This is a genomic window from Methylobacterium sp. NPDC097929 (assembly GCF_049543375.1).
In the GTDB taxonomy this organism is placed as follows: Bacteria; Pseudomonadota; Alphaproteobacteria; order Rhizobiales; family Beijerinckiaceae; genus Methylobacterium.
The window spans coordinates 96253-110702 of sequence record NZ_JBMVEP010000004.1 but is presented as its reverse complement, the minus strand read 5'-3'; the positions used below and the strand labels follow the sequence as shown (position 1 = coordinate 110702).

Below are 14450 nucleotides of genomic sequence, written 5' to 3'. Positions count from 1 at the left end.
TCAGGCCTCCTGCTTGCGCAGGAGCAGCTGCGACAGAACCAGGAACAACAGGGCGAACCCTGCCAGCATCAGGATGTTGAGCCCGAGTTCGGAGAAGGGCAGGCCCTTGGTGAAGGTGCCGGCGGTGACCGGCTGGTACCAGGCCGGAGGCAGCGAGAGCCCGATCAGCCGGGCGCTGCCGGAGAGCGATGCGATCGGGACCAGGAGCCCGGAGAAGTTCACGGCCGGGATCACCGACAGGAGCGCGGTGGCGAAGACGGCCGCGACCTGGGTCTTCATGAAGGTCGAGATGAACTGCCCGAAGCCAGTGGTGGCCGCGACGTAGAACAGCGTGCCGAGGACCAGCGCGGCGAACGAGCCCTTCACGGGCACGTCGAAGACGAACAGCGCGACCAGCACCAGCAGCCCGAAGCTGATCATGGCGATGCCGATATAGGGAAGCTGCTTGCCGAGCAGGAATTCGAACTTGGTCACCGGCGTCGAACGGAAATTGGCGATCGAGCCGGTCTCCTTCTCCCGCACCACCGCGATGGCCGACATGATCGCCGGGATCAGGATGAGCAGCAGCATCATCACGCTCGGCACCATGGCGTTGACGCTGCGGAAGGCCTGATTGTAGCGGAAGCGCGTCTCCACGCTCACCCGCGTCCCGGACGGGTCGGCGCCCAGACGCTCCATCGCCAGCTGGTGGGCGTACTGGTTCGCCAGACCCGTGACGTAGCCCCGGCTCGTCTCGGCCCGGAACGGCATCGCCCCGTCGAGCCAGACGGCGACCTCCGGCGCGCGGCCCGACTGGAGGTCGCGGCCGAAGCGGGGCGGAATCTCCAGGGCGATCTGCACGCTGCCGTTGCGGAAGCGCCGGTCGAGTTCGGGCGCGGAGCGGATGGGCGCCTGCTCGCTGAAGTAGCGCGAACTCGTGAAGGCATCGACGAGCTGGCGGCTCTCGGGGCTGTTGTCCTGGTCGAAGGCCGAGAAGCGCAGGTTCTCCACGTCGAAGGAGATGCCGTAGCCGAAGGCGATCATCAGCAGGATCGGGCCGATGAAGGCGAAGGCGATGCGGATGGGATCGCGCAGGAGTTCCATCGTCTCGCGCCGAGCATAGGCCCAGAGCCGCCGCGGATCGAAGCGGTGGCGCGGCGCGGCGGCGCGGGGAGGGGCCGCGACGGGGGCAGACTCGGCCGGCACCGTCTCCGGCGCCGTCCCCTCCGCGGCCTTCTGCGCGGCCTTGGTATCGAGGCCGGCGGCCTCGGCGAGGTAGTCGATGAAGCACGTCTCCAGCGAGCTGCTGCCGCGCTCCCGTACCAGCTCGGCCGGCGTGCCGACGGCGAGCACCCGACCGGCATGCATGAGCGAGATGCGGTCGCAGCGCTCCGCCTCGTTCATGAAGTGGGTGGAGAGAAAGATGGTGACGCCCTCGTCGCGCGAGAGGTCGATCAGGGTCCGCCAGAAGGCGTCGCGGGCGATCGGGTCGACGCCCGAGGTCGGCTCGTCGAGGATCAGCATGGCCGGGCGGTGCAGCACGGCCACCGCCAGCTGCAGCCGCTGCTTGATCCCGAGCGGCAGGCTGTCGGGCCGCGCATGCTTGACCGGTTCGAGTTCGTAGCGCTCGAGCAGCTCCCGGATCCGCACCGGCCGGTCGTGCGGCGGGAGGTGGTAGAGCTGGGCGTGCAGTTCGAGGTTCTGCAGCACCGTCAGCTCGCTGTAGAGCGAGAAGGCCTGCGACATGTAGCCGACGTTGCGGCGCGTCTCCATGTCGTTGTCGCCCACCGGACGGCCGAACAGCTTGGCCGTCCCTTCCGAGACCGGCAGCAGGCCGGTGAGCATCTTCATCGTCGTTGACTTGCCGCAGCCGTTCGAGCCGAGGAAGCCGAAGATCTCGCCGCGGGCGATGCGGAAGCTGACGTCGTCGACCGCGGTGAAGCTGCCGAAGCGCCGGGTCAGATGCTCGGCCTCGATCGCCGGCACCGCATCGAGCCGGGGCGGCCGGGGGCGCAGCACCACGGGCCGGTGCTGCGCCTGCTTCTCCGGGGGAAGGAGGGCGATGAAGGCGGCCTCCATGTCGGGCTTGGCCGTCCGCTCCAGCAGTTCGGCCGGCGTGCCGTCGGCGATGACGCGGCCGTCATCCATGGCGACCAGCCGCTCGAAGCGGGAGGCCTCGTCCATGTAGGCCGTGGCGACGACGACGCTCATGCCGGGCTGCCCGGCCCGGATCGATCCGATCAGCTCCCAGAACTGCCCGCGCGAGAGCGGGTCCACGCCCGTGGTCGGCTCGTCGAGGATGAGGAGGTCGGGATCGTGGATCAGCGCGCAGCACAGGCTGAGCTTCTGCTTCATGCCGCCCGACAGCTTGCCCGCCGGCCGATCCTCGAACGGGTCGAGCCCGGTCGCGGTGAGCAGGTCCGTGATGCGCCGCCGCCGCTCCGACGCGCCCTGGCCGAACAGGCGGCCGTGGAAGTCGATGTTCTCGAACACGCTCAGCGTCGGGTAGAGATTGCGGCCGAGCCCCTGGGGCATGTAGGCGATGCGCGCGCCCTCCCGCCTGCGGTGGCGCGCCTGCGCCATGTCGCCGCCGAACACCGTGACGCGGCCCGACTGGATCCGGCGCACGCCCGCCACGAGCGCGAGCAGCGTCGACTTGCCGACGCCGTCCGGCCCGATCACCCCCACCATGCGCCCGGCCGGAAGGTCGAGCGACACGTCGTCGAGCGCGGCGACCTTGCCGTAGCGGTGCGAGACGCGCTCGAGCCGCGCGACGGCCGGCGCCCCCGTCCCGGCGGCGCTCACGGCAGCTTCACGGCGAGGTCGTCGGGCCAGGCGACCTCGGGCTTGATGCGCACGAAGCGCAGGCCGCGCACGCCCGTCTTCACCCGCCGATGGTACTTCTTCAGCACCTTCGGATCGATCTGGAGCTTGATGCGGAAGGTCAGCTTCTCGCGCTCCTCCTGGGTCTCGACGCTCTTGGGCGTGAACTGGGCGTCGGCGGCCACGAAGCTGATCGTGGCCGGCACCACGTATTGCGGCACCGGGTCGAGGATGATGCGGGCCTCGTCGTTGAGAGCCAGCGGCCCGGCCTGGGAGGCCGGCAGGTAGATCGTCATGTAGACGTCGGCGAGGTCGAGCAGCGTCAGCACGCGGGTGCCCGCCCCCACGACCTCGCCCTCCCGCGCCAGCCTGTACTGCACGCGCCCGTCGCGGGGGGCGCGCAGCACGAGATCGACCAGCATTGCCTGCAGCCGCTGCACATCGGCCTGGGCGCTCTCCACCGCGAAGGCCGCTTGTTCCTGTTGCGCCTTGGCGGCGTCGAGGCCGGCCTTGGCCGCCTCCGCCTTGGCCTTGCGCTGGTCGAAGATCTGCTTGGTCATGTAGCCCTTGCCGACCAGCTCCTTGCCGCGGTTGTAGTCGGCATCGGCGAAGGTGAGGTCGCTGGTGCGCTGGGCGATCAGGGCCACGGCCTCGGCGAGGCTCTTCTTGGCCCGCAGCACCTGGGCCTGGGCGCCGCGCAGCTGCGCCTCGGTCTCCGGCGAGGAGATCGTGGCGACGACCTGACCCGCCTCCACCTCATCCCCTTCCCGGACGAGGAGCTTGGTGATCCGGCCCGCATATTTGGCCGCGACATCGACCTGGGTCGCCTCGATGCGGCCGTTCGACTTGGCGATGCCGTCGGGCATCCGCTGCCCGCGCAAACGATCGATCAGCTCCCTCAGGGACGGTCGCGCCTGCGAGGGTGCGGCGCCGGGAACCACCGCGACAGCGGTGCCTGCGGCGAGCAGGAGCGCGCAGAGACAGCCGGCCCGCCTCATGCGCCGGCTCCCGGCGCGGTCCGCCCCAACAGACGCATCGTGTGCTTGGCGATCATGAGCTCTTCGTCGGTGGGGATGACCCAGATCTGTGCCCGGCTCCCCGGCGCATCGAGTCGTGCCATGCCGGTCCCGCCGCTGTCTTTGCGCAGGATCAATCCGGCCCAATCGAGCGCGGCCACGATGCGCCGCCGGATCTCGGGCGCGTTCTCGCCGATGCCCGCCGTGAACACGAGGGCGTCCAAGCCCCCCAGCGTCACGGCGAATCCCGCCACCGCCTGCGCCGCCCGGCGGCAGAAGAAGTTGAGGGCAATGGCGGCCTCGGGCCGGTCGCTGGCCAGCAGTGCCCGGACGTCGTTGCTGAGCCCCGACAGGCCGAGCAGCCCGCTCTCGTGATATAGCATGTGGCCGACCTCGGCCGGCGCCATGCCCTTGTGCTCGATGAGGTGCAGCACCACGCCGGGATCGAGCCCGCCCGAGCGGGTGCCCATCGGCAGGCCGTCGAGGGCGGTGAAGCCCATGGTCGCCTCCTGGCTGCGGCCCTCCCGCAGGGCGCAGAGCGAGGCGCCCGAGCCGAGATGCGCGATCACCACGCGCGCGCCCGCGACCTCTGGCGCGACCTCCCGCAGGCGTCCGGCGACGTACTCGTAGGACAGGCCGTGGAAGCCATAGCGCCGCACGCCCTCGTCGTAGAGGTGGCGCGGCAGTGCGAAGCGGTCGGACAGTTCGGGATGGCCGCGATGGAAGGCGGTGTCGAAGCAGGCGACCTGCGGCAGGTCGGGCCGGCGCTGCCGCAGCACCCGGATCGGATCGAGGTTGCTGAGCTGATGCAGCGGCGCCAGCGGAATGAAGCTTTCGAGCCGGCGCAGCACGGCGTCGTCCACCCGCACCGGCTCCGCGAAATCCGGCCCCCCGTGGACCACCCGGTGCCCGACGGCGACGATCTCGCGCCCGCCGAGGTGCTCCAGCAGCCACGCGCCGAGATGATGCTGGGCGGCCGAGGCATCCGGCACCGCCGCGGCCTCGAACCGGCGTTCCGTCAGGCTGTCGCCGTTCCCGTCCCTGACCCGCAGCGTCGGCATGCTGCCGATGCCGCCGATCGCGCCGCCGAACACCAGGGCGAGCGCACCGCCCTCCACGTCGTAGAGCTTGAACTTGATGGACGAGCTGCCCGCGTTCACCACCAGGATCGCGTCGCTCATCGCCGGCCCCCTCCGCAGCCGCCCCGCCCGCGCGCCCGGTGGTCCAGCCTCGGGGAGGACATTCGATGCCGCATCGTCGCTGCTCCTCGTCGCGGTGGGATGCTGGATTTATTTTTGTCTGATTTCTTGATAATCTGGAATAAATCCGCGGCTATTTGATCTGTATATAGCTAATATTTCTTGCAAATTAGCCGACGCGTATTGCGTTATGATCCGATTTTCTAATTACAGACTCGTATCAAGAAATAATTTGCCTCCGATCCGCGATTGCTTCCCGCTATCGAGGGAGATAAAAAGACAACAAAAGATATAAAATATTGATCAGGTAAAATGACATGCCAGAACGTCGGCGTCACATCTGCTCCCTGGCAGCGACACGCGAGTGACGACGACTGTCAAACGAGCCCGACACCGTCCGGTTGCGTCGCCGGTCGAAAGTCGACGCTGCGTCGTCTTGAGTGGCACCGACGAAGACGGAACCGCCATCCCCGGCACACGTTCCTGCGGTTGTGCCGGACGTTGCACGGGCGCTACCGATTGATCTGCCCCGCGAGGTGGAACGCCGCCTCGATCGAACGGAGGCCCCATGCTGCGGCCGCGCCTGATCCCGCCCGACGACGTCTTTCCCCCGAACCCCTGGGCGATCGAGGCGATCCGCTACGATGCGCGGCTCAGTCAGGAGCTCACCGGACAGGCGGAGACGATGTTCGCCCTGTCGAACGGCACCCTCGGCGTGCGCGGGAGCGTGGAGGAGGGGGCGCCGGTCCGGGAGGTCGGAACCTATCTGAACGGCTTCTACGAGCACCGCCCGATCTCCTACGGAGAATCGGCCTACGGCTTTCCCAAGCTCGGCCAGAGCATCCTCAACTGCCCCGACGGAACGATCCTCAAGCTGTCGGTCGACGGCGAGCCGTTCAACCTCCTGAAAGCGGAGATCCTGGCCTTCCGCAAGAGCCTCGATTTCAAGATCGGAACGCTGAGCCGGGACGTGCGATGGTCGAGTTCGGCGGGCAAGACCCTGCGCCTTCGAACCCGCCGCCTCGTCTCCCTCGCGAACCGTCACCTCGTCGCGATCGAGTACGAACTGACGGCGGAGGACGTCGAGGCGGAGGTGGTGATCTCCTCCCAGTTGCAGAACGACCAGCCCCTGGCCACCGACACGAGCGACCCCCGCCTCGCGGAGGGTTTCGTCGGACGGGTTCTGCACCCGGCGGGATCTCCGTTCGCGGGACTGCGCGCCATCCTCAGCTACCGGACGCGCAGTTCGGGTCTCATCCTCGGCTGCGGCATGGATCACGTCGTCACCACGGACGGCGCCTTCGTCACGGACGGCAGCGGCGGCGACGACTTCGCCGCGCAGGTCTTCCGGGGCACGCTGCCGCCCGGGCGCACGATCCGCATCCACAAATATCTGGGCTACCACTATTCCGATGCGGCCAGTCCCGAGCAGATCCGATCCGAGGTGAGCTGGACCCTGGACAGCGCCGTCGAGAAGGGCTTTTCCGCCATCCTCGCCCGCCAGGAGCAGGATGTCGGGCGCTTCTGGGAACGGGCCGACGTGGCCGTGACCAGCGTCAGCCCGCGCACGCAGCAGGCGATCCGCTGGAACCTGTTCCAGCTGATGCAGGCGTCCGAGCGGGTGGAGGGTCACGGTATCCCCGCCCGGGGGCTGACCGGGCGGACCTACGAGGGGCATTATTTCTGGGACACCGAGATCTACGTCCTGCCGTTCCTGATCTACACCAACCCGCCGATCGCCCGCAGCCTGCTCAAGCATCGCTACGACGGACTGGACAAGGCGCGGGCGCGGGCGCGCGAACTCGGGCATCGCGGCGCGACCTTCCCCTGGCGGACCATCAACGGGGAGGAGGCCTCGGCCTATTACGCGGCGGGCACGGCGCAGTACCACATCAACGCCGACATCGCTTACGCCTTACGCAAATACGTTGAGATCACCGGCGACGAGGACTTCCTGCGGCGGTTCGGCGCCGAGATCCTGGTGGAAACCGCGCGCCTGTGGTGCGATCTCGGCTTCTTCTCGGAGCGCCTGGACGGACGCTTCTGCATCAACGGCGTGACCGGGCCGGACGAATACACGGCGCTCGTCAACAACAACTGCTTCACCAACCTGATGGCGCAGGAGAACCTGCGCTACGCCGCCCGCACCGTCCGCCGCCTGGAGTGCGACCATCCCGACGCCTTCGCCGCCCTGGCCCGGCGGACGGGCCTCGAACCGGCGGAGCCCGCCCATTGGGAGGCGGCGGCGGAGCGGATGTACATTCCCTACGACGAGCGTCTGAAGGTGCATCCCCAGGACGACGATTTCCTCAACCTGCAGGAATGGGATTTTGCCGGCACGCCGGAGGAGAACTATCCGCTCCTGCTGCATTATCACCCGCTGAACCTCTACCGCTCACAGGTGATCAAGCAGGCCGACACGGTCCTTGCCATGTTCCTGCTGGGCGATCAGTTCACGGCGGAGGCCAAACGGCGCAACTTCGAATACTACGATCCGCTCACCACCCACGATTCCTCGCTCTCGGTCTGCATCCAGAGCATCGTCGCCAACGAGATCGGCCTGCGGGACAAGGCGATCCACTACTTCACCTTCGCCCTGGCGATGGACCTGTCCGATCTCGGCGGAAACATGATGCACGGGGCCCATATCGCGGCCATCGGCGGCACCTGGCTCGCCCTGATCTACGGCTTCGCGGGCCTTCGCGATGGGCAGGGGCAACTGCGCTTCGATCCCCGCCTGCCCGACGCCTGGACGCGCCTGAGCTTCCCCCTGAGCGTCCGGGGGCAGAGGCTGCGCGTCGAGATCGACCACGGCACCGCAAGCTACCATCTAGCGGACGGCGCGGGGCTGAGCCTCTGGCACGGCGACGAACGCCTCGACCTCTCGCCGGCCACACCCACGATCACCCGCGCCCTCCGACCGGCTTCCGCGAGGATGCATGACCCGTCGCCCGGCTCGTAGGCGGCCCACCCGGGCGCCGAGCCTGCCGTCTCCCCAATGCGCGCTGCGCGTGGACGGCGCATCCGAGGCAGGCAAGCCGTGACGCGGAGCCTGCGCGCGGCGATCTTCGACGTGGACGGCGTGCTCGTGAACTCTCCGCACGAGCGGGCTTGGCGCGAGGCGCTGGCCGACTTCGCCGACCCGGCGGGGTTCACCACCGCCTTCTATCAGGCCCATGTCGCGGGCAAGCGGCGCCTCGACGGGGCGCGGGCCGCGCTCGAAGCGCTCGGCGGTGCCGAGGCCGCCGCGCAGGCCGCGGCCTATGCCGAGCGCAAGCAGGCGGTGATCGATCGCCTGATCGCCGAGAAGTGCTTCGAGGCCTTCCCGGACGCAACGCATCTGGCCCTGGGCCTGAAGGGGGCGGGCCTGCGTCTGGCGCTCGCCTCCTCCTCGAAGAATGCCGACGCGATGCTGACCCGGGTGCTCCTGCCGGGTGGGCGCACCCTGCGCGATCTGTTCGACGCCGATCTGAGCGGGCGCGAGGTGCCGCGGGGCAAGCCCGACCCGGCCCTGTTCCTTCTCGCGGCCGAGGCCGTGGACGCCCCGCCCGCCGAATGTCTCGTCGTCGAGGACGCGCCGTCCGGCATCGCGGCGGCGCGGGCGGGCGGCATGGCCGCGCTCGGGATCGCCCGCCTCGGCGACGAAGCCCTGCTGCGCGAGGCGGGTGCCGACCTCGTCCTGACAAGTCTCGACCGGCTCGACATCGCCGCCCTGAGCCGCGGCCTGCTCCGGGAGCGGTCCGCAACGGACGCTTCCCCTGCGATCGACGGATGAGCGCCGGGTAACCGACCGGGCGACGGCGCCCGCCGCCGTGCCCTTTCGGTGACAGGTCGATTCACCTTTTCCGTTTAACGTCCGCGCTTCACAGCGACGGACCGCCTTTCCCATGAAGCCTGTTGCCGCCGCGCTGGCGCAAAAGCCCGAGTCGACCAAGCATCGCATCCCGGCCGCCTACGATCCGTATTTTCCCTCCCGGTCGGTGTCGACGGAGGCCAGCGGCGCGCCCGTCGCCACCGTGTTCAACCGCAGCAACAGCCCGGCCTTCCCGAACACTGCGCGCGAACCGCGCGGCCGGTGAGCGCCCAAGCTCGCGAGACCATCGTGCCGGATATCGTATCCGGCACGATGGTCTAGGCTCTTGTTTCGCATCGTCTTTTTCCGAAAGCCGGCGGCCACCTTTCGGGACGATGCTCTAGGCCGGTAGCGCGATCGCCCTCGCGTCCAGGCTCGGCGGTAGCCGCGGGCGCGGCATCCGTGCCGCCGGACAGGGTGGCGGATCATCGTCGTCGTCCCGACGTCCGGGGCGGTTGTGGCGGCGGTGGCCGGGCAGGCGGCCCGGGCGCCGCCGCGGCAAGGCCCCAAGCGTTCGCCGCGCTTTCGTCGGCGCAGGCCCGACATCGAGTTCGGCCAGGGCGTCGAGCACGGCATCGACGCAGACCGGCTCGGCCCGGCAGCCGGGCAGGCAGCGCAGGGCGGGCGCGTTCTCCAGCGCGCAGGCATCCGAGGCCCAGGAGGCCAGGATCCGGCGCTTCTCCTCCTCGGACAATCCGGGATGGGTCAGCACGTCCCGCGGATGGCGGAACACGTCGCCGGGCGCGACCAGCGCCTGCCACGCCTCGAACGAGGCCGGCGGGGGGGCAGCCCCGTTCACGGGGGCGGAATGGAACGCTTGCATCTCCATCATCGACATGAGGCATCCTCCCTCAAGGCACGCATTGGGGCGCGAAAGGGTGAAGCCCTCGTGGGCCGAAAGGCCCCCGAGGGGTGCTGATCGTCGGCCGAAGCCGGATCGGCTCAGGCCGCCGCGGCGCGGTCCTCGACCGGGGCGGGCGCGTTGTCCTGACCGAGGGCGGACTGCGCGCCGCCGATGGCGATGCGGCGGGGCTTCAAGGCCTCCGGCACCTCGCGGGTGAGGTTCACGGTGAGCAGGCCGTTCTCCAGGCTCGCGCCGGTGACCTTCACGTGGTCGGCGAGGTTGAAGGTCTGGCGGAAGCTGCGCGCGGCGATGCCGCGATGCAGGTACTGACGCTCGCCCTCCTGGCTCGCCTTCTGGCCGGCGACGTGGAGCGCCGTGTCGTGCTGCGTCAGTTCGATCTCCTCGGGAGAGAAGCCCGCCACCGCCATCGTGATGCGATAGGAATCCGCGGCCACCCTCTCGATGTTGTAGGGAGGCCAGGTGGCCGAGGGATCGGCCTGAGCCGATTGATCGAGAAGCGAGAACAGGCGGTCGAAGCCAACCGTGGAGCGGTAGAGTGGGGCGAAATCGAACGTCCTCATGACCACATCCTCCTCGTGAGCAACGTGATGACGAGAGCCGCCGGACACCGTGTCCGGCGCCCAACCTGCGGGCCTTTGTGAGGCCCCGCACGCGCGAAACGCGGGCGCCTTCGTGGGGTTCCCGCGTGGGCGACGATTTTTCGTGCGCCCAGCCTTCAAGGACATCGTGCGAGGTGGTGCGCCTGAGCGGAACGGCGCCTTCGTTCGGTGCTGCGTGCGCAAGACGATTGTCGACGGACACGCTCTCTCCCGCCCAAATCATGAGGCCGAATTCGGCCTCCGTGCGTTATCACCGGCGCCGAGGCCGAGGCCGGCCTCGGCAGCCATGGGCAGTACGGCCATGCCAGATGCTTGAAGCGAGACAGGAGCCACGTCCGAGCCGATGACTGAGAGTGTGAGCGCAGCAGGGCCACGATCCGGTCCCGTGTCCCGGATCTCGTTCGGCATTCCGGGCCTGGACGAGGTTCTGGGCGGCGGCCTGACGCCGGATCGGCTCTACCTGCTGGAGGGCACTCCCGGCACCGGCAAGACGACGCTCGCCCTGCAGTTCCTGCTCGACGGCGCGGCCCGGGGCGAGCGCGGCCTCTACGTCACGCTGTCGGAGACGGAGGACGAGCTGCGCGCCGCGGCGGCGGCGCACGGCTGGTCGCTCGACGAGATCGACATCTACGAACTCGTCAACGAGTTGGGGCTCGACCCCGACAGCGAGCAATCGATCCTGCATCCCTCCGAGATCGAGCTCGGCGAGACCGTTCGGGAGGTCATCGCCCGGGTCGAGGATCTTCAGCCGCGGCGCGTGGTGTTCGACAGCCTCTCGGAGCTGCGCCTGCTGGCCCAGAACCCGCTGCGCTACCGGCGCCAGATCCTGGCCCTCAAGCAGTTCTTCGCCAAGCGCTCCTGCACCGTCCTGCTGCTCGACGACCGCACTTCCGAGATCGGCGACGTCCAGCTCCACAGCATCGCCCACGGCGTGATCTCGCTCGACCAGCTGCCGCGCAACTTCGGCTCCGAGCGGCGCCGGCTGCGCATCGTGAAGATGCGCGGCATCAAGTTCCGCGGCGGTTACCACGACTTCCTGGTGGAGACCGGCGGCATCCAGGTCTTCCCGCGCCTGATCGCGGCCGACCATCACACGGCCTTCGACCCGTCGGCGCGCCCGACCGGCTCAGCGGAGCTGGACCTGCTGCTCGGGGGCGGCCTCGTGCCGGGCACCAACACGCTGCTGCTCGGACCCTCCGGCGTGGGCAAGACGACGACCAGCCTGCGCTGCATGCTGACCGCGCTGGAGCGGGGCGAGACGGCGACCTACTACCTGTTCGACGAGGGCCTCGCGACCGTGCTGACCCGGGCGGCCATGCTCAGCATGGACCTGAAGCCGCATATCGAGGCCGGGCGGCTCGCGATCACGCAGATCGATCCCGCCGAGGTGTCGCCGGGTGAGTTCGCCGCGATGGTGCGACAGGCCGTCGAGGAGCGCGGCTCCACCTTCATCGCCGTCGACAGCCTGAACGCCTACCTGCACGCCATGCCGGGCGAGGAGTTCCTCGTCCTGCAGATGCACGAACTCCTGAGCTACCTGAACCAGCAAGGCGTGACCACGCTCCTCGTGCTCGGCCAGCACGGCGTCATCGGTGAGGTCCGGTCCGACATCGACCTCAGCTATCTCAGCGATTGCATCCTGCTGTTCCGCTTCTTCGAAGCCAAGGGCCAGATCCGCACGGCACTTTCCGTGGTGAAGAGCCGCGTCAACGCGCACGAGCGCACGATCCGCGAGCTGCGCCTGTCGACGGGGGGGCTGCAGGTCGGAGAGGCGCTCACCGATTTCGAGGGCGTTCTCACAGGCCTGCCGGCCTATCACGGGCGGGTGGCCATGCTGGCGAACGGCGCGTCGGACGACGCGTGATGGCGGCCTTCGAGGAGTGCATCCTCATCCTGGCTCCCCGCGGGCGGGATGCCGCGGTGATCTCGGCAGTGCTGGACCGCTCGGGCCTCACCAACCGGATCTGCACGGACGGGGCGGGTTGGTTGGATTGCCTCCGGGCCGGCGCGGGGACCGCGCTGGTGACCGAGGAGGCATTGGCCGACGGCGGCACCGCGGACCTGTTCGCTTGGCTCGAGGCGCAGCCGCCCTGGTCGGACTTCCCCTTCATCGTGCTGGCCACGCGCCAGGCCGGCCGCCGGACCGAGCGGGCGGCGGAGCTGCTGAGGCGGCTGGGCAACGTCGTCCTGCTGGAGCGCCCCATCAACGCCGAGACGCTGACGAGCGCCGTGGCCTCGTCCCTGCGGGCGCGGCGGCGCCAGTATCAGGCGCGGGAGCACCTGCTGGAGCGGGAGCGGGCCCAGGAGCAGCTGCGCCTCGCGAACGAGGGGCTGGAGCGGCGCGTCGCGGAGCGGACGCGGGAGGTCGAGGCCGCGCACGAGACCCTGGCCTTCGCCCTCGACGCGGCCGGCATGACCTCGTGGGATATCGACATCGTCACCGGAGCCCACCGCCGCTCGCCCCGCTTCGATGCCGTCTTCGGCTACGAGGGCGCGGGGCGCGCCTGGGATCGGGAGAGTTTCCTCGCCCACGTGGTCGAGGAGGATCGGGAGGCCGCCAAGCACGCCTTCGCCGAGGTGGCGCAGACCGGTCGGCTCGACCTCGAATGCCGCATCCGGCGGGGCGACGGGGCGGTGCGCTGGATCGCGATGCGCGGGCAGGTCAAGCGCGACGAGGTCGGGACGCCGCTGCGCATCGCCGGCATCCTGATGGACCGCACCGACCAGCACGTCACCGAGGAAGCCCTGCGGCAGGCCCAGAAGATGGAGGCCATCGGGCAATTGACCGGCGGCGTGGCGCACGATTTCAACAACTTGCTCACCGTGATCGTCGGCGGCCTCGACATGATGCTGCGGCGCCCCGAGCAGGTCGACCGGGTGAAGCGGCTGGCCGAGGCGGCCATGGGCGCGGCCCGGCGCGGCGAGCAGCTGACGCAGCAGCTCCTGGCCTTCTCGCGCCGGCAGATGCTGCGCCCGCAGACCCTCAACCCGAACCGGCTGCTCATCGACTTCAGGCCGCTGGCCGAGCGCGCGGCGACCGGTGCGGTCGAACTCGCCTTCGATCTCGATCCGGCCATCGACCCGATCCGGATCGATCCCGCGCAGTTCGAGGCGGCGGTGCTCAACCTGATCGTCAACGCGCGCGACGCGCTGGAAGGCCGCAACGGGCATGCCCGCATCGCGGTCACGAGCCGCAACGTCCGGCTCGGCACGGCGGCGGTCGCCGACCGGGGCGTGCCGCCGGGACCTTACGTCGTGATCAGCGTGAGCGACACCGGCAGCGGTATCCCGGCGGACAAGCTCCAGCGCGTGTTCGATCCGTTCTTCACCACGAAGGAGGTCGGCAAGGGCACCGGGCTCGGTCTCAGCCAAGTCTACGGCTTCACGCGCAGCGCCAAGGGCTTCGCGCAGATCGAATCGGAAGTCGGTGCGGGCACGACGGTCAGCCTCTACTTCCCGCGCTCGACCGATCCGGCCGGCGAGGAGGCCGGGACCGGCCCGGTCGCCGCCATTCCCCTGCGCCGTGCCGGCGAGGGCGAGACGGTGCTCCTGGTCGAGGACGACGAGCCCGTGCTCGGCATGGCCGTCGAGAGCCTGGAGGAGCTGCGCTACCGGGTGATCGTGGCGCGCAACGCCGCCGAGGCCCTGGAGCATCTGAGGGGCGTCGAGCGCATCGACATCCTGTTCTCCGACGTGGTCATGCCCGGTGGAATGAACGGCTCGCAGCTCGCCGCCGAGGCCCAGCGGGTGCGCCCCGGCATCAAGATCCTGCTGACCTCGGGCTACGTGGCCAATCTCGACGAAGGGCAGGTCATCGGTCACGGCGAACTCCCGGTGCTCAACAAGCCCTATCGGCGCGACGAACTCGCCCGCTCCCTGCGTCTCGTGCTCGGCGGCGAGCGGGCCTGACGGGCGGGCCACCTCAGGATCGCGAGAGGTCGGCATTGCCGCCGCTTCGCGGCCCCGGAACCCCGGGCGGGCGCTTCATTCGCGCTCGCGCCGGTCCCGTCCACGCGGGGGCGTGATCGCGATCATCGCGCCTTTTCCTCGAAACCTGCCTTGCCAGACGGCCCTTATCTTCGGACGCTCGGTCAGGCCGCAGAGAGCAGAGGTTGA

Annotated in this window: 10 protein-coding genes; 5 read left to right on the top strand and 5 right to left on the bottom strand. The window is 69.4% G+C overall.

The features are described from left to right. The 3 genes from rbbA to ACPCJR_RS12975 are packed head-to-tail and all read right to left on the bottom strand — an operon-like array spanning position 1 to position 4999. Positions 1–2784 (bottom strand): ribosome-associated ATPase/putative transporter RbbA, encoded by a 2784-nt coding sequence (rbbA, locus tag ACPCJR_RS12985; protein ID WP_391512466.1) that lies wholly within the window; start codon positions 2782–2784, stop codon positions 1–3. Then, entirely contained in the window at positions 2781–3800 is a 1020-nt protein-coding gene (locus tag ACPCJR_RS12980) for an HlyD family secretion protein (protein ID WP_391512465.1), read from the bottom strand. The genes rbbA and ACPCJR_RS12980 overlap by 4 nt, the downstream gene beginning before the upstream one ends. Then, positions 3797–4999: an acetate/propionate family kinase gene (locus tag ACPCJR_RS12975; RefSeq protein WP_391512464.1), complete on the bottom strand. Its 1203-nt coding sequence runs from the start codon at positions 4997–4999 to the stop codon at positions 3797–3799. The genes ACPCJR_RS12980 and ACPCJR_RS12975 overlap by 4 nt, the downstream gene beginning before the upstream one ends. A gap of 586 nt (positions 5000–5585) precedes the next feature. On the opposite strand from ACPCJR_RS12975, the gene ACPCJR_RS12970 reads away from it, so the two are divergent. The 3 genes from ACPCJR_RS12970 to ACPCJR_RS12960 all read left to right on the top strand — a co-directional run bounded on the left by ACPCJR_RS12970 (position 5586) and on the right by ACPCJR_RS12960 (position 9096). Next, a complete protein-coding gene (locus ACPCJR_RS12970) occupies positions 5586–7979 on the top strand; it encodes a glycoside hydrolase family 65 protein (protein WP_391512463.1) in 2394 nt (797 codons plus the stop codon). A 36-nt stretch (positions 7980–8015) separates the two neighbouring features. After that, entirely contained in the window at positions 8016–8792 is a 777-nt protein-coding gene (locus tag ACPCJR_RS12965; protein WP_391512462.1) for an HAD-IA family hydrolase, read from the top strand. Between the two features lie 112 nt (positions 8793–8904). Further along, entirely contained in the window at positions 8905–9096 is a 192-nt protein-coding gene (locus tag ACPCJR_RS12960) for a hypothetical protein (protein WP_391512461.1), read from the top strand. A 114-nt stretch (positions 9097–9210) separates the two neighbouring features. On the opposite strand, the gene ACPCJR_RS12955 is transcribed toward ACPCJR_RS12960, so the two are convergent. Further along, positions 9211–9702 (bottom strand): hypothetical protein, encoded by a 492-nt coding sequence (locus tag ACPCJR_RS12955; protein WP_391516831.1) that lies wholly within the window; start codon positions 9700–9702, stop codon positions 9211–9213. 110 nt (positions 9703–9812) lie between these two features. After that, complete coding sequence (locus ACPCJR_RS12950; RefSeq protein WP_391512459.1) at positions 9813–10295, bottom strand: Hsp20 family protein; 483 nt, start codon at positions 10293–10295, stop codon at positions 9813–9815. A 382-nt stretch (positions 10296–10677) separates the two neighbouring features. Between ACPCJR_RS12950 and ACPCJR_RS12945 the strand changes: the two genes are divergently transcribed. Then, positions 10678–12198 carry an ATPase domain-containing protein gene (locus ACPCJR_RS12945; protein WP_391512458.1) on the top strand — a complete coding sequence of 507 codons (1521 nt, stop codon included), beginning with the start codon at positions 10678–10680 and terminating at the stop codon, positions 12196–12198. Next, a complete protein-coding gene (locus ACPCJR_RS12940) occupies positions 12198–14243 on the top strand; it encodes an ATP-binding protein (RefSeq protein ID WP_391512457.1) in 2046 nt (681 codons plus the stop codon). Before ACPCJR_RS12945 ends, ACPCJR_RS12940 begins: the two co-directional genes overlap by 1 nt. Positions 14244–14450: the final 207 nt, after the last annotated feature.